This window comes from Paenibacillus canaveralius, from assembly GCF_047238265.1.
In the GTDB taxonomy this organism is placed as follows: domain Bacteria; phylum Bacillota; class Bacilli; order Paenibacillales; family NBRC-103111; genus Paenibacillus_F.
The window spans coordinates 1838178-1856504 of the sequence record NZ_JBDFMM010000001.1 but is presented as its reverse complement, the minus strand read 5'-3'; the positions used below and the strand labels follow the sequence as shown (position 1 = coordinate 1856504).

Genomic DNA, 18327 nt, shown 5'->3' with positions numbered 1-18327 from the left:
CGAGCGGCGCCGTTTGCAAAAAGCTCTACAGCTCCTCGATAATGCCGAGAACCAGCTGAAGGAACTTGGGCTTGACCTTCTCGGTCGTCTCCATCACTTCCTGATGGGAAAGCGGCTGGTCCAGGATGCCCGCGGCCATGTTCGAGATGCAGGAGAACCCGAGCACTTCGATGCCGGCGTGGCGTGCGACGATCACTTCCGGAACGGTCGACATGCCGACGGCATCCGCTCCGAGCGTACGGATCATGCGGATTTCGGCCGGTGTTTCGTAAGTCGGTCCGAGCAGGCCGAGGTAGACTCCTTCGCGCAGAGAGAAATTCTGCTTCTCCGCAACGCTGTGCGCAAGCTTGCCGAGTCTTCTGCTGTAAGCTTCGGACATATCGGGGAACCGCAGTCCGAGCTCGTCGTCGTTAGGACCGATAAGCGGATTGCGGAACATGAAGTTGATATGATCCCGGATCACCATCAGATCGCCGACTTCATAAGAGGTGTTTACTCCGCCTGCCGCATTGGTCACGATGAGCGTCTGAACGCCAAGGTCTTTCATGACACGGACAGGGAAAGCGACCGTTTCCGCGCCGTATCCTTCGTATTGATGGAAACGGCCTTTCATCATGACGACTTGTCTGCCTTTGATCGTACCGGCCACCAGCTCGCTTGCATGACCTTCAACGGTCGAAACCGGGAAGTGCGGGATATCGCTGTAGTCGATAACGACAGCTTCTTCGATCAGATCGGCCAGGACGCCGAGTCCGGAGCCGAGAATAAGACCCACGGTAGGACGGAAGCCGAGCTTTCCTTCAATATAAGCCGCCGCTTCGGTGACGCGTTGTTTTTCTGTGCTCATGTAAGAACACTTCCTCTCTTATTGTGTCCGATTATTTGAATTCCTTGACAAAGGTCGTTTCATTTGGACAACCCCCTCCGGTTGTCAAATGCGGGGGTACAGCCCGGTCATTTTTTATGTAAGGCAAAAACAGCATGGACATTATCTCATTATTGCCTCCGGGATGCAAAAATACCCAATACCGCATTGACGCGTTAAAGGAAGCTTTCGTACCGGCAAAAGGAAAAGCCCCTAAAGGGGCCGGGAACCGTTACGTCATTTTCGCTCTCGGATGCGTCCGGTCGTAAACTTCCTTCATCTTGGATTTCGTCACATGCGTATACACTTGTGTAGTGGAGAGGTCGGCGTGACCGAGCATTTCCTGCACGGAACGCAGATCCGCCCCGTTCTCCAGCAGATGCGTGGCGAAGGAATGCCTCAAGGTGTGCGGCGTAATGTCCTTATCCACTTCGGCGTCCGCGGCGTACCGCTTAAGCATTTTCCAGAAGCCCTGGCGGGTCATGCGCGTACCCAGATGGTTCACGAACAAGGCCGTTTCCGGCTTGTGAACCTTCAGCAGATGCGGCCGCGAAGCGGATACATACTCGTCAACCACCTTGGCGGCCATAGTTCCAAGCGGAATAATCCGCTCCTTGGCCCCGCTGCCGACGCAGCGAACAAATCCCAGGCTCGTGTTGACGTCGCCGACATCCAGGCTGATCAGCTCCGACACGCGGATACCGGTCGCGTACAGCACTTCCAGCATCGCCTTATCCCTGATGCCGTTGCTCGTGTCCGTCTGCGGCGCGCCGAGCAGCCGCTCCATCTCGTCCATGCTCAGCACCTGGGGCAGCTTCTTCTCCTGTTTCGGATTCTCTATATCCCGCGTCGGGTCGAAATCCATCTTTCCGCGGCGGATCATATACCCGTACAAGGAACGGACCGAAACAAGCGTCCGGGACTGGGTCGCCGTTGCCCTGCCGAGCTGCTTCAGACGGGCGATATAGCTGACCACATGCACCTTGCTCGTCTCTCCGAGCGTCCGGACGTTCTGCTGTTCCAGAAATTCTATATACTGTTGTAAATCCCGAGCATACGATTCGAGCGTATTCCGGGACAACCCTTTCTCATGTTCCAGATAGTCCATGAATACTTCCAGATCTTCTCTCAAGGTTCCTTGCTCCTTCATGGCGTTTCTAAGCTAGCCGGTTTTAAGTCTATATACCATTCGTCACAAATCCGGTAATTCCTCTTTATTCCCCGTACCAATAAAACAAACGGAGCCTTGTCGCCATACTCTCGCTGCCTTCCGTCTGAATCGCGTGCTGCTGGAACACTTTTACCGAGGTGCCGCTGGGATGACGGTATTTGTCAACCGGTTCGACCCAGACCGAGAACAGGGCAAACACCCGGTACAGGACATACGTAAGCGTGACGAACAAAATGAGAAACTTGGTTCTTTCCAGCCATTTATGTACGGATACGATCATATAACCCGTCCCCCTTTAATACAAGCGTATGACCGGGGAACGCCGGATATGCGGCTCCGGCCGCATTCGGGAAAGGTTCTGATTTGTAAAAGGAGCACCCGCAGGCGCTCCTCCGCTTGAGCCGTTAAAGGAGCGATTCCGCACCGTCGATGTATACTTCCGTCCCCGTAACGTGGCTGGACAGGTCGGAGCCGAGGAAAACGAGCAGATCCGCCACCTGTTCCGGCGTTCCGGGTCGGTCCGCCAGCGGCATGCTCGTCTCCGGATATTCGACCGGAATCCGGATTTCCTCCAGCTCGGGCGTGCGTTCCGTGCTGTCCTCGATGTTCGTGTTGATCGAACCGGGGCAAATCACGTTGACGCGGATTTTATAACGGGCCAGCTCAAGCGCAGCCATTTTGGCGAAGGCCACCTGCCCCGCTTTGGAAGAGCTGTAGGCCGTGAACCCGAAATTTTTAAAAATTCTCGTTCCGTTGATGGAACTGGTGATAACGATGCTGCCCCCGTTTTCTTTGAGCAGGGGAATCGCATGTTTTACGGTCAGGAACGTGCCTTTCAGATTGGTTTGCAGGGTCGCGTCCCACTCCTCCGGCTCCAGGTCCTCGATCGGCGCTATTTTGCCGTTAATTCCCGCATTGGCGAGCACGATATCAAGTCTTCCCCACGCATCCCGCACCTTCCCGAACGCGGCTTTGATCTGCTCCGGGTCGGAAATGTCCGCTTCCGCGACAATCGCTTCCCCGCCCTTGCGCATAATTATTTCCTGAACATCCTCGGCATGCTCTTTGCTGATATCCACCAGGCAGACCTTGACCCCCAGCTTGGCTAGTCTGAGCGCCGCCGCTTTGCCTATCCCCGAGCTTGCTCCCGTGATCAGAGCCGTTTTTCCGGCCAAGCAGTAGTCCCCCGTATGTACGCCATTCGTTTGCTCCATGGTCCGTCCTCCTTTGAAAGCCGATCCTGTGCCAGGCAGCGGCATGTTGGTGTTGGGTATGTTCCACTGCCTCCTTACCCGGTGAACCGCCCGAAGAAACGATAGCACGCGCCCGAATTTATCTCCGTCGGGAAGGGCTCCGGAAGCGGCAAAAACCCGCTGGATTTGCAGCGGGTTTTCCGTAACCACGGGTCGCGTCAGACAGACAAAAACCTTCCGCGCCTGCGTTAAACGAGCGTGGAAGGTTTTGCGCTTGCATGATGATGGTGATGCTTGTGGTTACTGTCTTTATTTTTCGGCTGATCGACGCCTTTTTCCTGACATCTGTGACAGATACCTTGGAAATCGAGACGGTGATCCAGCACTTTAAAGTTATATTCACGGGCGAGCCGTTCTTCCAGCGGTCCCAGCCAATCTTCCATAATCTCGTCCACTGCGCCGCACTGCACGCAGATCAAATGATGATGATGGTGATGGGTGCTGTCGCTGCGCAGATCGTAACGGGCTACGCCATCTCCAAAATTCATTTTCTCAAGCACATGCATATCGCTAAGCAATTCGAGCGTCCGGTACACGGTAGCAAGTCCGATTTCAGGAGCTTTATCCTTGACGAGCATAAATACGTCCTCGGCGCTAAGGTGATCTTCTTCATTCTCGAGCAGCACTCGAACCGTCGCTTCCCGCTGGGGAGTCAGCTTGTAACCTTGGGATTGCAGCTGCTGCTTGATCTTCTCAATACGTGCTTCCATACTCCTCCCCCTCTTACAACGCGTCTAAACGGCGCGATAGTTTCCCTTTTTTCATTATAGAGGGAGGGAGTCACGAAAGTCAAACGACTATTTAGAATAATTCTAGTTAGCAAAAGCCGCCAGCATCGGTGTAACCCACTTCATCATCGTCGGAGACACGAATGCTTCCAAAAGCGCCGCTCCAAGCATGCAGACGCCCATCGCCAGCGTAACGCCCGAGTACCGCATAAACGGGTGATAAATGGTGCCGCTGCGGCGGACAAGCCTGTTTTTGATGATGAAAAGAGAGAAGCTGATGGAAACGACGCTGCAGATCAGAATGGCCGGTACCACGATCAGATTCGGGGGCGCGATGGAGACTAGGGCGAAAGCGATGCCTTTCCAGGAAAGCTGCCCGACCATAAAGCCTACGCTGAAGCCGATCAGGACCCCTTTGAGAAAATCCAGCACGAGGATGAGCGGCAGCCCGATTACGGACAGCCCCAGCGTCCAAATGAGCAGGATCCATTTCATGTGAAGCGAGAACGCCGCCAGCATCGACTGCTTTCCGTCCACCTGGGCCCCGTCTTCTATCGTCCGGTAGAACGAACTGAGATAGCGCCCCAGCTCCTGCTTCTGCTCGAGAGACAGCGCATTGACCATAACTGCGCCGAACACGACACCCACGACGAAGAGGACCGAGACGAATAGAAAGAGCGTAAACTGTTCTCTGAAATACTGCTTCAAGGTCTGCATAGCCGGCATGATAAGTCCTCCTTGTCCGCTTGTTCACTATAAGCATTCTATGCGGAAGGCAACAAGGATAGACCAGACGGCGGTCTTGGGCTAAAACGGACTGGAATGGCGACCGCCGCCATGCGGCTCCCAAATAAAAAAAGCCCTCATAAGAATCGAGGGCTTTCCTTTTTGCGGCAGCGGCGGCAGGCGGTCGATCGTCCGGCAGGAATGCCTTCCGTCGTTCCCAGCCGGATTCTGCCCGCTGCGCGGGATGCTTCTGCTGCGCGGGATGCGTCTGCTGCGGCGGGCACGGTCTCCGGCCGCTGCGCGAAGGCCGCCGCCTGACTTACGCCTCCGGCAGAGGCGTATCGGTCGGCTTGCCCGCACTGCCCCCGTAGGTCTCGTCGATCACCTTGCGGATTTCGAGCGGCGTCTTGCCGTCCTTCTTGAGTGAGACGGCCTTTACCGCGATCTCGAGGCAGATGCCGCAGCGGGTCCCGTGATCGTCCCAGACAACGGAGCCGTCCGCGTTCGTTTCGCGGATAAAGCAGTTCTGATTGCTCTTGTGACCCGCGCTCTCGCCGCAGCCGCAGTAGCACGGCATGGATTGCAGCAGGTCCGCGTTTTTGCCGGCCAATTCGTAAACAATCCGAATCTCTTCGCGCTGCTTGCTCAGGAAGGACGGCAGGACGGCGGACGAAGCCGTCTTCTCCTGCAAGTCCCCGTTCGCGGCATGATGCGCCTCGCCGGCTCCGTGCACTTCCTCCTTGGCTCCCCCGCTTCCGCAGGCGGCCGCCAGCATACTTGCGCACAAAAGAGTGGCCGTAAGCAGGCCCCATTTTTTGTTCATCTTCACATTCCCCTCTCCCTATGCGGGAATAAGATTATTCTTCCCGCTTCCCCACTCTAGAGGCGCGCGGGCATACGCCTCATTCAGCCCTCAACATTCAGCCTTACTTCCAGCCAAAGCATTCTGCCTTAACATTCAGCCTTAAATACCAGCCAAAGCATTCAGCCTCAGCCTCCCAGTCTTCAGCCAATTGAACTTTTGTCCGCCGTACCCCCGTCGGCCGGCTGTGTTTTCACGGAAGCTTTCACCGGCGCTTTTACCTTCCCGTAGGTGCCTCCGCCGCCCACCTGGAGATCAAGAACTCCCGAACGGGCCTCCAGAATCATCCCGGCGATGTCGTCCCCCACCGTCTCGGCCAGTTCTTCCCGCGTCGCCCGGTGCAGGATGTTCATTTCGGTGCCGAACCTGGCCAGCAGCCCGTCCAGCTTTCTTTTGCCCAGTCCCGGAATGAACTCCAGGGGAACCTGGTAGTAGTAAGGCGGGCGGTAGTCCGGCACATAAGGCTCCTCGCGTCCGGCAAGCTCCAGAATGCGGTCCATGACGCCCCGCACCACTTTGGGGCTGCCGCAGTACAGGCATCTTCCGACCGCCGCCTCGCTCTCATCCAGGATGCTTTCGCAGCTTAGACAGTAGGTACGGTGATACTTGCCGAGCCGCGGATTGAGGCCGTAGTTCGCGGTAACCGCACGACCGCCTTCTCTCCGGAGAGCGAGCACAAACTCTTCGAACGTGGGCTCCGCCAGCAGCAGCTCATTGTACTCGCGGCCGATTTTTCCGAGCGAATGGGCATCCGAATTCGTAACGTACGTGTAGCGGTCCAGTTCCGGCAGATAGCCTGCCATCTCGGAATCGGAGCTCAGCCCCAGCTCGACAGCCGCCAGCCCGTCCAGGTCCAGCATGTGCTCCATGCGGGTCGATCCGCTGCCGTAAATGCTTTTGTGCGGCGTAAAAATATGGGCGGGAATCATAATGCCGCCCCGGCCGAGCACTTCGGCCTGGAGCTCCCTGGCCGTGACGTACATACGCTGGGAGCTCAGCTCCACATTTTTCATGCGCGGACGCATCCACTCTGTAAACTCTTTCATCTGAGCCAGTTTCGGGAGAAAAACGAGCAGATGCACCGGTCCCATCCCGGGATCGCGCACCTCGATTTCACTTCCCAGCAGAACGGTGGTCTGATGATAGCGGATGCCCCCGCCGTCCAGCTCCTTCATTTCTCCCACAGCGAGATAGTGCTCGATTTCTTCCTGCACCGCCGGAGAATGACAGTCAATGATGCCGACGATCTCGATTCCTTTACGGTCGGACGCCTCGCGGGCAATGTTGTAGAACGTCAAATTCCGGGCTCCGCTGATCTTTACCGCGGCCCCCTTCTCCGTCCGGCCGATATGAATGTGAAGATCCGCGTAGTACGTCCGCAGCATCAGAACGAGCCCGTCAGCTTGTACGCCTGCCAGGCATACACGGCCGTAATGGTTTTGGCGTCGCTGATGCTCCCGCGCGCAATCAGCTCTTTCGCTTCCTGGAGGGTGATCGCTTCGCACTCCAGAAATTCATCCTCATCCGGCCGCGCTTCACCCCGCACCAGATTTTCGGCTACGAACAGATGAAGAATTTCATCGGCAAAACCCGGCGACGTATAGAAGGAGCAAACCGGACGGACCGACTCCGAGCTGTAGCCGGTTTCCTCCTCCAGCTCCCGGATGGCCGCCCGGATCGGCTCTTCGCCCGGATCCAGCTTACCCGCCGGAATTTCCACCTGGCTTTTCTCCAGCGCCTTGCGGTACTGCTCCACCACGATCATCCGGTCGTCGTCGGTTAAGGCCAAGACTCCCACGGCACCCGGATGCTTCACGATCTCGCGCGTGGCCGTTTCCCCGTTCGGCAGGCGGACGTGATCCACCTGCAGCGTGATGATTTTCCCCTCGAAGATGGGTTCGGTTTTTATCGTTACTTCCTCAAATTTCCGGTTGTTTTGATCTGCTGACATGTTCCGCTCCTCCCCCGGGCAATCCCCGGAAACGCTTGTTTTCTCCCCTATTATATCAAATGTCGGAAAAAAAGCGGCTTTACCCTGTGTTGAATTATGGCAAAACGGGGAAAGAATGATTACAGGGTTTTGTGCCTTATTTTAACAGCTGACATAACTCGTCCCTTACTCGCATAGGTTTTTAACCTAAACTAATTGCGGAAATGAGGAATGAATCATGAAAAATTATACAGCTTCCGAAAGCCTGCGTCTCGTCGGAAAAGCATGGGAGATCAAACAGTACCTGGAGCTCGCCGTAAAGAAGGGCGGACGCGATCTGCCGCTTGTCGTTTTTCTGGAACAAAAATCCGGATAACCAGGCGCTCCGCAGCCTCGACAGGCATCAATCGCTTACGGTTTCCCGAACCTGTTTCCGTTCCAGAACTCCATCTTGTCGTAACTTTCGTATGATTGTAAAGGCGCCGCGGCAGGGTCCGGCTGTTTACGGATGAGCCGCTGCAATTCGGCCGATACCCGGCTGCGTTCGCTCTCCGTTATATTCATATACGACACTCCCCCGATCGTCGCCGTATCGGCTTCAATCGGCATCGTAACCACATCGTCACCGGTCAGGGCCGAAAAAGTTCCCGCAAACTGGAATACGGTCCGGGCCGGTATGTCCATACGGACATTGCCTCCCATAATTTTGAGCAGGTTATTGATCTTGGCCACGTTGCGGTATTGAACCGTCTGGGTAAGAAGCTCGCGCACAACCTGCTGCTGGCGGCGCATTCGCCCGAAATCGCCGTCCGCATCTCCCCGGTACCGGGCGTAATTCAGCGTCTGCTGACCGTTCAGCGTCTGACGGCCTTTCTTGAGATACACATGACGATGCGTAATCCGGTCGTCGAAGTCCATATTCTTTTCCACGTCAACAGACAGTCCCCCGAGCGTGTCCACAAATTCTTTGACCCCGTTGAAGTTAAAAGCCACATAGTAATCCACCGGAATGCCGAAAAACGCTTCGACCGTTTTCACGGCCAGATCCGCTCCCCCGTAAGCGTAAGCGTGCGCCAGCTTCTCTTTGCCGTGTCCCTGAATCCGGATCCGCGTATCCCGCGGAATCGACAGTAGCGTTATTTTCTGGTTCGAAGAATCGGCAACGGCCAGCATGTTCGTATCCGAACGCCCCTGTTCGACGTTTCCCGAGTCTATTCCCAGCATCAGAAACACATACGTCTCTTTGGCAAGTGTTTCCCTCACCGGAGCGGGATTAACCGGCGCGATTTGCGGAACACCCGTTTCGGTCCGTTCTTTGTACACCAGATCCCAGCTGTGATAAGCGTGCCAACCGTAATAGCCGCCTACCGCGAGCAGCAGTGCAAGGGGCAGCGCCGCCCAGAGCCAGAGCTTTTTTCTTCTGCGTTCTCGTTTCATCCGTTCCGTCTCACCCCCGGTTCTGCAATGTGCACTTATCCGTAGTATGGGAAAACCGCCGGTAAAAAAAAGCTCCCCGCCTCTAACATCTTCTGTAGAAAGCGGGAAACTTTGTGAAACCGAAACGAAGACTTACTTCTCCGGGGAAGACGTACGTCTTTGCCGATTTTTAAACGGAGCGGACTGTAAGCAAAAAAACCTAAAAACAAAACCTCCATCCCGAGTGCCGCTAAGGCTTCTGGAATGGAGGTTTTTGAGCCGGGACTGCTTATTTTGCCTGTTCGGTCACTTCCCGCACGATAGCCACTACCGCTTCGGCTGTTTTCACGAGGTCGGATACCGCGATATGTTCGTTCGTCGTGTGAATTTCCTTGTAACCTACCGCCAGGTTTACCGTAGGAATTCCCATGCCGTTGAAAATATTCGCGTCGCTTCCTCCGCCGGAATGGAACGTGCTCGTTTTGCAGCCCATGCCTTCCAGGGCTTTCATGGCCAGCTTCACAACCGGCGATGTTTCGTCGTGCATGAAAGCGGGATAAACGATATCCGCTTCGAAATCGCACGTCGTGCCGAAATCGGCCGCCGTATCTTTGCACGCCTGCTCCATCGCGGCCAGCTGGGCCTCCAGCTTGCTTTGAACGATGCTGCGCGCTTCCGCTTCAAGAAGCACACGGTCGCAGACCACGTTGAGGGGACCGAGGCCGGAGAAGCTGCCGATGTTAGCCGTCGTCTCCGAATCCAGGCGGCCCAGCTTCATGCGGGATACCGCTTTGCTCGCCACTTGAATGGCCGAAATGCCGTCTTCCGGATTCACGCCCGCATGAGCGGATTTGCCGTACATGACGATCTTGATTTCGGCGCGGGCCGGAGCCGCGACGGCGATCTCGCCGATTTCGCCGTTAGAGTCCAGCGCATAACCGAACTTCGCCTTCATGACGGACGGATCCATCGCGCGGGCGCCTTTCAGGCCGGACTCTTCCCCGACCGTGATCACGAACTGGATGGGACCGTGAGCGATATTCTGCTCCTTCAGCACGCGGATAGCTTCGAACATGGCCGCGATTCCGGCTTTATCGTCGCTTCCCAGAATCGTAGTCCCGTCGCTGCGGATAATGCCGTCTTCACCGATCTGCGGCTTGATTCCGTTGCCCGGAGCCACCGTATCCATATGGCTGGTGAAGAAAATACACGGAGTCGATTCCGGTGCGCCGCTCGCTTCCAGCATGCAAATCAGGTTGCCGGCGCCATGTCCGGTTTTCTCGGCCGCGTCGTCCGTCTGGATGGAAAGGCCGAGGTCCTTGAATTTCTTTTGCAGGACTACACTGATCTCCTGTTCGTATTGCGTCACGCTGTCGACCTGTACAAGCTCGATAAATTCTTTTATTAACCGTTCCTGCTGGATCATGGGTTCCCTCCGTTGTTGCTATGGTTTACAATAGAGTCAGCGAAAAGTTTGTCCGAATAGGAGTGATTGGTATGAAACGCAACCGTCTGTTCAAAATCGTCGTGTATATCATGCTGTTCAGCATGGTCGCCTCGACTTTGATGGTCTCCCTCAGCTTCCTGACAACCTCATAATACGCCTCAATACAGCTTGGTTTCAAGATTGTAGGCTTCCATATTTTCCTTCACGCGCTGTAAAAAGCGTCCGCAGATAACCCCGTCCAGAATCCGGTGGTCCAGCGACAGGCAGATGTTCACCATCGAACGGACCGCGATCATATCCTGGATGACGACCGGCCTTTTCACGATGGATTCGAAGGTCAGGATGGCCGCCTGCGGATAGTTGATAATCGGCTGCGAAAGGATGGAACCGAAGGACCCCGTGTTGTTCACGGTAAAAGTGCCCCCCTGCAAGTCGTTTAACGACAGCTTGCCGGAGCGGGCCTTTTTCGATAGGGTGTCCGCTTCGCGGGCCAGCCCGGCGATATTCATCTGATCCGCTTTCTTGATGACGGGCGTCAGAACGGATTCCTCCGTGCCGACCGCAAGCGCGAGATTGATATCCCGCTTGATAATGATTTTGTCGACCGCCCAGACCGAGTTCATGATCGGATAGTCTTTGATGGCGTTGACCACGGCTTTCAGAAGAAAAGGCAGATACGTCAGATTGATTCCTTCCTGACGCATGAATTCTTCTTTAACCTTGCTCCGCAGGGTGACGAGATTCGTGACGTCCACTTCGATCATGGTCCAGGCGTGCGGAATTTCCGATACGCTCTGGCGCATGCGGCTCGCAATCGTGTTTCGGATCGGCGTCACGTCGATGAACGTTTCGCCCCGCGAATCGGAATTCGCGTCGAATTCGAGCGGTGTCGGCGGATTCTGCGAAAGGTGAATTCCGCTGCTGCGCACCGGAATTTGCGGCTCCGGCTTGTAAGGATTCACGACCGGCGCTTGCGCAGACGGCTGGTGAGCCGGCGCGGACGGCGCCTGCTGTGCCGCGGGGGCTCCTTGTGTGTGCGGTGCGGCAGCAGCCTGGCCGCCGCCGTTCGGAGCCGATGCGGTTCCGCCCTGCGCTATGTAGGTTTCGACGTCCTTGCGCGTGATGCGTCCGCCGAAACCCGTGCCCTTGACGCGGCCCAGGTCCACGGCGTTCTCCGCGGCAAGACGCTGTACGGCAGGCGAGTAGCGGCCGCGCATGCTCTGGTCGGCGCTGTCCTCCGCGATTGCCGCCGCGGAGTCTCCCTGCGGTGCAGTGCCGCCGCTTGCGCCAGCGGAAGCCGCATCCGCCGTCTCCGGCACTTCCATGAGGCAGATCGGGTCTCCTACGGCTGCGGTTTCGCCGCTGCCGACAAGGATTTTGACCAGCCGGCCTTCGATCGGGCTGGGCATTTCGACGTTGACTTTGTCCGTGTACAGCTCGCAAAGCACGTCGTACTGCTGGATATAGTCACCGGGCTGCTTCAGCCAGGTACCGATCGTAGCGGAAACGAGACTTTCCGCCAGATGAGGCACCGGCACTTCGGCCAGCCGGAATTTTGATTCGCTCATATCGCGTTCCCCCATTAAAACTGCGCGAGTTCTCTCATCGCGTCCGCTAATTTGTCCGTGTTAAGCAGGAAAAACTTCTCCATCGGCGGGTTCATTCCGACGGCCGGAACATCCGGTCCGCATAAACGTCGGATAGGCGCATCGAGATCGTACAGCAGCTCTTCGGCCACGATGGCGGCTACTTCCGCTCCGATTCCGCCTGTCTTGTTGTCTTCATGGGCAATCAGAACCTTGCCCGTTTTTGCCGCCGCTTCCAGAATCGCCGGTACGTCAAGCGGCTGGATCGTGCGCAGATCGAGCACGTGGGCGCTGATGCCTTCCTTCGCCAGCTCTTCCGCCGCCTGAAGGGCGAAATGCACGGCAATTCCGTAAGCGATCACGGTCAAATCCGTGCCTTCGCGCTTCACTTCGGCTTTGCCGATCGGTACGATATAGTCACCCTCCGGCACTTCAGCCGATAACGAGAGGTAGCATTTTTTATGTTCAAAATAAAGCACCGGGTCCGGGTCACGGATAGCCGCCAAAAGCAGTCCCTTGGCGTCATAAGGATTGGACGGCGCGACCATTTTGAGGCCCGGCGTTCCGAAGAACACCGATTCCGGGCACTGCGAGTGATAAATCGCTCCGCCTCCCGCCGCTCCGTAAGGGGCGCGGATGACGATCGGACAGCTCCAGTCGTTGTTGGAGCGGTAGCGGATTTTGGCCGCTTCGCTGATAATCTGGTTCGTCGCCGGAAAAATAAAATCCGCGAACTGGATCTCCGCGATAGGTTTCATCCCGTACATCGCGGCTCCGATCGCCGTTCCGACGATAGCCGATTCGGCCAGCGGCGTATCAAGCACGCGGCTCTCGCCGTACAGGTCACGAAGACCTTTCGTCGCGTTTAGCACGCCGCCTTTGCCAACGTCTTCTCCCAAAACAAATACATTTTCGTCGCGCTGCATTTCGTCCTGCATCGCCGAACGGATTGCTTCCAAATAGGTAATTACTGCCACGTTGCTGCCTCCCTCTGCTCTTGCACTTACGCCTGGGCGTATACGTGCTTCAGCGTATCTTCGCCTGTCGGATAAGGAGCCGCGTCCGCGTAGGCTGTCGCTTCATTGATTTCCTTCTGAATCGCAGCCTGAAGCTCCTGGTCCTTCTCTTCGCTCCAGATGCCGCAGTCGATCAGATATTGACGGAATTTCGGCAGTCCGTCTTTGGCGCGGTTCTCTTCCACTTCTTCCTTCGTGCGGTACAACAGATCGTTGTCGGACGTGGAATGCGGGGGAACCCGGTACAGATCCGCCTCGATCAGCGTCGGTCCTTCGCCCCGCAGAGCGCGCTCGCGGGCTTCCTTGACCACGCGGTACACTTCCAGCGGATCGTTGCCGTCCACTTTCACACCCGGGAAGCCGTAGCCGATCGCCCGGTCGGCGATATTGCCCGCAACCTGCTTATGGTGCGGAACCGAAATCGCGTACCGGTTATTCTCGCACATGAGAATGACCGGCAGTTTGTGCACGCCGGCGAAGTTGCAGCCTTCGTGGAAGTCTCCCTGGTTGCTGGAGCCTTCCCCGAAAGTAACGAAGGAGACGAGCTCGTCGCCCTTCATTTTGGCGGCCAGGGCAATCCCTACCGCATGCGGCACCTGCGTCGTAACCGGGCTGGAACCCGTCACGATCCGGTGCTTCCGGTGTCCGAAGTGGCCCGGCATCTGGCGGCCGCCGCTGTTGGGATCTTCCGCTTTCGCGAATACCGAAAGCATCAGCTCCTTCATCGTCATGCCTACCGAAAGAACAAACGCGTAATCGCGGTAGTAAGGCAGGAAATAATCTTTCTCCGCGTCGAGAGCGTACGCCGCTCCCGCCTGGGCGGCTTCCTGGCCTACGCCCGATACGTGAAAGGCGATTTTGCCGGAACGCTGCAGAAGCAGGGACCGCTCGTCGAATTTGCGCGCGAGCAGCATGGATGTATACATTTGAATGACTCTTTCATCGGAAAGTCCTAATTGCTGATGCTTAACGTATTGACCGATGGACATTGGGGCTGCGCCTCCTTTTTGTTACCTGGTCTTAATACTAGACACTATAACTTTATTATAAACGGTATTCTTGTCCAATTCAACGGACATTTGGCACAGACAACCGTTTTAGACCCTTGGTTAAATGTGGATCGCCCGGCCTTCGGCCGCGAGAACCGCTTCCGCGAACGCCTCGGAAAGCGTCGGATGCGGATGAATCGTGCTTCCGATTTCCCACGGGGAAGCTTCCAGAAGCTGAGCAAGCGCGGCTTCCGCGATATAGTCCGTGACGTGAGGCCCGATCATGTGAACGCCGAGCAGATCGTTCTTCTCCGCGTCGATCACGACTTTGACAAACCCGTCGTTCTCCCCGTACACGATGGCTTTGCCGAGCGGCTTGAAGCCGAATTTGCCCGTTTTTACCCGGAAGCCTTTCTCCTTGGCTTCCGCCTCGGTCCAGCCCACGGACGCGATTTCGGGCCGTGTGTACACGCATCTCGGGATGCGGTGCGCCTCGTGCGCGTGCGGCTTCAAGCCGCAGATATGCTCGACCGCGACGACGCCTTCGTGGCTGGCCGCGTGGGCCAGCTGCAGACCGCCGATCACATCGCCGATGGCGTAGATGTGCGGGATGTTCGTCTGCATGTGCCCGTTCACGCGGATAAAGCCGCGCTCCAGCTTCACATCGGTGTTCTCCAGCCCGAACTGTTCCACGTTCGGAGATCTTCCCACCGATACGAGGATCTTGGCGGCGGCGAGCTCCACGCGCTCGCCTTTCTGCTCGGCCGCGACCGTGACGCCGGACGCGTCCTTGCGGAGCGTGTCCGCGAGCACACTGGCGTTTGCGAGCACCTTCACGCCGCGTTTGCGGAGCAGCCGGTCCAGCTCGCGGGAGATTTCCTCGTCCTCCGTCGGGACGAGACGGGGGCCTGCTTCTACGACGGTTACGTCCACGCCGAAATCGTTCATCATCGACGCCCATTCCACGCCGATAACACCCCCGCCGACGATGATCAGGGACTCCGGCAAGTTTTCAAGCGCCAGAGCTTCGTCGCTCGTCAAAATGTGCTCACCGTCCGGTTCCAGACCCGGCAGAACGCGCGGACGTGATCCTGTAGCGAGAATAAGGTGCTCCGGAACCAGCGTCTCGAAGCTGCCGTCCGGCATTTCGACGGAAAGCGTTCCGCTTCTCGAAGAGAAAATCGACGGGGCCATAATACGTCCGATTCCGTTGAAAACGTCGATTTTATTTTTTTTCATCAGATACTGCACGCCCTTGTGAATTTGCGCCACAATCCCGTCTTTGCGGGACTGCACACGGGTGAAATCCAGGGAAACCTCCGGCGCGATAACGCCGAACTCTTCCGCCTGTCTCGTCGTGGCCAGAACCTCCGCGCTTCTGAGCAGCGCTTTGCTCGGGATACAGCCGCGGTGCAGGCAGGTCCCCCCCAGTTTGTCCTTCTCCACCAACGCTACTTTCTTGCCGAGCTGGGCCGCACGGATTGCAGCCACGTAGCCGCCCGTTCCGCCTCCGAGAATAACGATATCGTATGCTTGTCCACTCATTCCTGTTTCCTCCTGTTCTTAACAAGACCGTTGACTCCGGCCCGTTCTTCGGATCCTTCTTTGGATTTTTGGATCCTACTTTGGATCAATCTTTGGATCCTTTTCCGGATCCCTCTTTGGATGCACATATAGATCCTGCTTTCGGATCCTTTCTTTTGGTTACTTCCTTAGAATCTTGTACGGGTCTTTCATGCTTCTATGTGTAGGTATCTTTTATGTAAGGCAGGGCTGGTTCGTCCTCATTGTACAACGTACAAGGGCCTTCCGTAAAAGCCGGCTGCCGGGCAGGCGTGTGCCCCCGTACGGCCGAGCCCGTCCCGTTCATTGTAACTCCTGTACGCCTTTAAAATATAGTAGCCGTCCGAAAATAGACAGAACCATCCGGACACGGTATCATGGGAATAAAGGCGCTGAGCCCTCACTTATTCTCTTTTCTGATTTGTAAAGGAGCCGCATTATGAAAGATAAATTAAGCCGTTTTGTCGCGATTATGCTACTCGTTGTCCCCGGTGTTATGGCGACCTACGGTTTTCTGTCCATGAAAGACGCATTCTTCCATCAATTCGAGGCGGAAGGCTATATGCAATGGGGCAAATTCGTCCTCGGTTTCATTCTTTTCGGTCTCGGCGTCGCTTTTATCGGAGGCTGGACTTTTTTCCGCGACCGCAAGCGCAATTATGTCGCACCGCGGTTCAAAGCGAAGCGCAGACGGTAATTATCTGCCGGCCGGCTTGCGGGCAAGGAATACGCCGTTCCCGGTACTTGGCCTATACGCCCTAACGTATGAGGCATTCCCACGGTTATCCGCCGCACGTCAGAAATCATCCCGATCCGTTAACGGAGGACAGGCACTAAAGCACGGACACCTCCGATGCAGCTCCACCCAGACAAACAGCCCCGCCGCCCGAAAGGATTTCCTTTCAGCAGGGAGCTGTTTTTTTATGCCGGGAACGAAAATATCGAGTTAATGAACGACACCTTTGAGCGCCTGCTCCACCCGTGTGACTCCCTGGGACATGGCATGTCCGCCGCCGATTGCAGCCGCAACCGCGACCGTTTCCATAATTTCCTCAGCGTTCGCCCCTTTGCTCAGCGCTTCCTGGACGTGGTAGAAGGTGCAGACTTCATTGTTGGCAAAAAGCCCCATTCCCAGCGCGATCAACTGCTTCGTTTTGGAAGGAAGCGCACCGTCTTTGAAGCATTCGCCCGTAAACCGGTGATAAGCGTCCGCTACCGCCGGCAGTTGCTGCTGAAGCTGTGAAATTCCCGTTTTATAGGCGTCGATTTTGGCATCCATCGCCCCGCCGCCTTCGTGTGTTACAGAACTCATATTAGTCACCCCACTGGCAGATTCCGTTTAGTCTCCTGTAGAGTGCCCCAAGCGTCTTGAGCCCATACGAAAAGCAAATAAGGCGGCGGCGTTTCGGCTCCATTTTGGGATTCCGTATCCTGACAACCGGTTCGGTCCTGCTTTTCAGCCTTCTTCTTCGTCTTCGGGCCGAACGGGGGGCTCCACGATCTCCCAGGAGATTCCGACTTCCCGGTCCGCCCAGCTGCGGATATTAATCTCAACGGCTTGAAAGAGCTCCTCCTCCGTTAAATGATCCACTTTACGATCCTCAATCTCGAGAAAAGCTTCTTTTACGTTCTCGCCGCCTACGGAAAGATCGATTCTGATCTTCACGCCCAGCACCTCCTAGGTATCCGCGGTCTCTTGCAATCAAGTAAGCGTCCCGTAATCTTCAGACCCGTCCCGCTTGCTCCGTCGGGAACTGCCTATGCTCACGCCCCCTGCCAGTACTATTCATTGTCAATCCGGCGTCTGAAGGAGTATACTAGATAAAGTATTCAAGAGTCTGTCAAGACTTAAAAGGAGGCCAACCGATATGGCAATCAGCCGAGCGCGCAAACTGCGGGACAAAAAAATCCGCGAAGGAAAACTCGATCCGGCCATCAAAAGGAAGACGTGGGACGGCATTCAGCCCGCCACCAAATCCACCCCGACTCTGCAGGAGAAAAAAAGAAGAGTCGCTCACAAACATAAACGGAACTCGTTCCCGCATACGGAGGACGGTTCCGTTTATTATTTTCCGCCGGCTTCTTCATCCGGGATTATCCAAGGCAGAGCAAGCGGGTTATGAGCGTTTAAGTACCGGACGAGCTGCTCCTTCTCCTCGGGCTTGAAGTCATATTTACAGGCAAAGCCGTTAAACATCAGTTCCAGACTGTGTATGCGCCCTTCCGGCGAAGCCAGGACATCCACGACGTAGTAGGAATCCGGTTCGTCTTCGAAATGGACGCCGACGGCAATATTCAGTCCGTTTTCCGCCGATATCACTTCCGTATAATCGATCTCCAAAGGGCCTCCAACCTTTCTATTGAATACAACGTGCTGAATTTATTATAATATAAAAATCCACTGCCTGTCTTTGTCCGAAGATGCAGGAGTGACTAAGGAGGAAGAAACATGGCATATGATCCGCAGGTTGTTGAAGCAACCAAAGTAAGCGATAACCCGAAAAACGGCTTGTTTGAAGTCGTTGTCGTTCTGAAAGACCGTACACACGGCCGTATTTTCTTCGAACGCAATCTGCAATCCGGAGAAATCAAACCATCCCGTATTTCCCGGCTGCTGAAGGAGCCTTGCCCGATCTGCCGCAAAGATTTTCTTTGCAACTGCCTGGACCGGTACCTGGACAACATTTCCGGCCAAGCCCTTCAAAAAATCGAATCCTAACCCTTCTACGGAAGGAAGCATAAAAAGCCTGTGGAACGCATCCGTTCCGCAGGCTT

General features: G+C 55.9%; 23 protein-coding genes. 5 read left to right on the top strand and 18 right to left on the bottom strand.

The genetic code is table 11. The annotated features are described in order from the left end of the window. Window positions 1-25: 25 nt before the first annotated feature. From ABC395_RS08695 to ABC395_RS08655, 9 genes are all read right to left on the bottom strand, one after another. Complete coding sequence (locus ABC395_RS08695; RefSeq protein ID WP_413002296.1) at window positions 26-847, bottom strand: purine-nucleoside phosphorylase; 822 nt, start codon at window positions 845-847, stop codon at window positions 26-28. Between the two features lie 250 nt (window positions 848-1097). Beyond that, a complete protein-coding gene (gene xerD, locus ABC395_RS08690) occupies window positions 1098-1997 on the bottom strand; it encodes a site-specific tyrosine recombinase XerD (RefSeq protein WP_413002295.1) in 900 nt (299 codons plus the stop codon). A gap of 82 nt (window positions 1998-2079) precedes the next feature. Beyond that, window positions 2080-2316: a DUF4227 family protein gene (locus ABC395_RS08685; RefSeq protein ID WP_103995173.1), complete on the bottom strand. Its 237-nt coding sequence runs from the start codon at window positions 2314-2316 to the stop codon at window positions 2080-2082. Between the two features lie 124 nt (window positions 2317-2440). After that, window positions 2441-3250: an SDR family oxidoreductase gene (locus ABC395_RS08680; RefSeq protein ID WP_413002293.1), complete on the bottom strand. Its 810-nt coding sequence runs from the start codon at window positions 3248-3250 to the stop codon at window positions 2441-2443. A gap of 227 nt (window positions 3251-3477) precedes the next feature. Continuing rightward, window positions 3478-3999, bottom strand: coding sequence for a ferric iron uptake transcriptional regulator (gene fur, locus ABC395_RS08675; protein ID WP_413002291.1), 522 nt, complete (start codon window positions 3997-3999; stop codon window positions 3478-3480). A 102-nt stretch (window positions 4000-4101) separates the two neighbouring features. Beyond that, window positions 4102-4743: a stage II sporulation protein M gene (gene spoIIM / locus ABC395_RS08670; protein ID WP_413002289.1), complete on the bottom strand. Its 642-nt coding sequence runs from the start codon at window positions 4741-4743 to the stop codon at window positions 4102-4104. A 319-nt stretch (window positions 4744-5062) separates the two neighbouring features. Next, window positions 5063-5566 (bottom strand): PCYCGC motif-containing (lipo)protein, encoded by a 504-nt coding sequence (locus ABC395_RS08665; RefSeq protein ID WP_413002287.1) that lies wholly within the window; start codon window positions 5564-5566, stop codon window positions 5063-5065. A 182-nt stretch (window positions 5567-5748) separates the two neighbouring features. Next, on the bottom strand, window positions 5749-6990 hold the full coding sequence (locus tag ABC395_RS08660) for an endonuclease Q family protein (RefSeq protein WP_413002285.1): 1242 nt from the start codon (window positions 6988-6990) through the stop codon (window positions 5749-5751). After that, entirely contained in the window at window positions 6990-7556 is a 567-nt protein-coding gene (locus tag ABC395_RS08655; protein WP_413002283.1) for an NUDIX hydrolase, read from the bottom strand. Before ABC395_RS08655 ends, ABC395_RS08660 begins: the two co-directional genes overlap by 1 nt. Before the next feature lie 217 nt (window positions 7557-7773). Between ABC395_RS08655 and mciZ the strand changes: the two genes are divergently transcribed. Then, window positions 7774-7911 carry a Z-ring formation inhibitor MciZ gene (mciZ, locus tag ABC395_RS08650; RefSeq protein ID WP_103995180.1) on the top strand — a complete coding sequence of 46 codons (138 nt, stop codon included), beginning with the start codon at window positions 7774-7776 and terminating at the stop codon, window positions 7909-7911. A 35-nt stretch (window positions 7912-7946) separates the two neighbouring features. Here mciZ and ABC395_RS08645 read toward each other — a convergent pair whose 3' ends face one another. Next, on the bottom strand, window positions 7947-8972 hold the full coding sequence (locus tag ABC395_RS08645) for an LCP family protein (RefSeq protein WP_413002281.1): 1026 nt from the start codon (window positions 8970-8972) through the stop codon (window positions 7947-7949). Between the two features lie 268 nt (window positions 8973-9240). Continuing rightward, a complete protein-coding gene (locus tag ABC395_RS08640) occupies window positions 9241-10377 on the bottom strand; it encodes a M20/M25/M40 family metallo-hydrolase (RefSeq protein ID WP_413002279.1) in 1137 nt (378 codons plus the stop codon). A gap of 71 nt (window positions 10378-10448) precedes the next feature. Here ABC395_RS08640 and prli42 point away from each other — a divergent pair, with 71 nt between their 5' ends. Next, window positions 10449-10550 carry a stressosome-associated protein Prli42 gene (gene prli42 / locus ABC395_RS08635; protein ID WP_016423989.1) on the top strand — a complete coding sequence of 34 codons (102 nt, stop codon included), beginning with the start codon at window positions 10449-10451 and terminating at the stop codon, window positions 10548-10550. Window positions 10551-10556: 6 nt separating this feature from the next. Here prli42 and ABC395_RS08630 read toward each other — a convergent pair whose 3' ends face one another. From ABC395_RS08630 to lpdA, 4 genes are all read right to left on the bottom strand, one after another. Further along, on the bottom strand, window positions 10557-11966 hold the full coding sequence (locus ABC395_RS08630) for a dihydrolipoamide acetyltransferase family protein (RefSeq protein ID WP_413002277.1): 1410 nt from the start codon (window positions 11964-11966) through the stop codon (window positions 10557-10559). Between the two features lie 14 nt (window positions 11967-11980). Next, window positions 11981-12961 carry an alpha-ketoacid dehydrogenase subunit beta gene (locus tag ABC395_RS08625; protein ID WP_413002275.1) on the bottom strand — a complete coding sequence of 327 codons (981 nt, stop codon included), beginning with the start codon at window positions 12959-12961 and terminating at the stop codon, window positions 11981-11983. A gap of 26 nt (window positions 12962-12987) precedes the next feature. Then, entirely contained in the window at window positions 12988-13989 is a 1002-nt protein-coding gene (locus ABC395_RS08620; RefSeq protein ID WP_413002274.1) for a thiamine pyrophosphate-dependent dehydrogenase E1 component subunit alpha, read from the bottom strand. A 120-nt stretch (window positions 13990-14109) separates the two neighbouring features. Further along, window positions 14110-15534, bottom strand: a complete 1425-nt coding sequence (lpdA, locus tag ABC395_RS08615; RefSeq protein WP_413002272.1) for a dihydrolipoyl dehydrogenase — start codon at window positions 15532-15534, stop codon at window positions 14110-14112. Window positions 15535-15991: 457 nt separating this feature from the next. Between lpdA and ABC395_RS08610 the strand changes: the two genes are divergently transcribed. Continuing rightward, window positions 15992-16249 carry a DUF2627 domain-containing protein gene (locus ABC395_RS08610; protein ID WP_413002270.1) on the top strand — a complete coding sequence of 86 codons (258 nt, stop codon included), beginning with the start codon at window positions 15992-15994 and terminating at the stop codon, window positions 16247-16249. A gap of 249 nt (window positions 16250-16498) precedes the next feature. On the opposite strand, the gene ABC395_RS08605 is transcribed toward ABC395_RS08610, so the two are convergent. Together ABC395_RS08605 and ABC395_RS08600 are read right to left on the bottom strand one after the other, a co-directional pair. Then, entirely contained in the window at window positions 16499-16864 is a 366-nt protein-coding gene (locus ABC395_RS08605; protein WP_413002269.1) for a carboxymuconolactone decarboxylase family protein, read from the bottom strand. Between the two features lie 144 nt (window positions 16865-17008). Next, window positions 17009-17218 carry a hypothetical protein gene (locus ABC395_RS08600; RefSeq protein WP_413002267.1) on the bottom strand — a complete coding sequence of 70 codons (210 nt, stop codon included), beginning with the start codon at window positions 17216-17218 and terminating at the stop codon, window positions 17009-17011. Window positions 17219-17420: 202 nt separating this feature from the next. Here ABC395_RS08600 and ABC395_RS08595 point away from each other — a divergent pair, with 202 nt between their 5' ends. After that, on the top strand, window positions 17421-17675 hold the full coding sequence (locus tag ABC395_RS08595; RefSeq protein WP_413002265.1) for a hypothetical protein: 255 nt from the start codon (window positions 17421-17423) through the stop codon (window positions 17673-17675). Here the strand turns inward: ABC395_RS08595 and ABC395_RS08590 are convergent. Beyond that, window positions 17618-17893, bottom strand: a complete 276-nt coding sequence (locus ABC395_RS08590; protein WP_413002263.1) for a hypothetical protein — start codon at window positions 17891-17893, stop codon at window positions 17618-17620. The two genes, ABC395_RS08595 and ABC395_RS08590, sit on opposite strands and share 58 nt — an antisense overlap. A 108-nt stretch (window positions 17894-18001) precedes the next feature. Here ABC395_RS08590 and ABC395_RS08585 point away from each other — a divergent pair, with 108 nt between their 5' ends. Continuing rightward, the gene (locus ABC395_RS08585) at window positions 18002-18271 is read left to right on the top strand and encodes a hypothetical protein (RefSeq protein ID WP_103995191.1); all 270 of its coding nucleotides are present in this window, start codon (window positions 18002-18004) and stop codon (window positions 18269-18271) included. Window positions 18272-18327: the final 56 nt, after the last annotated feature.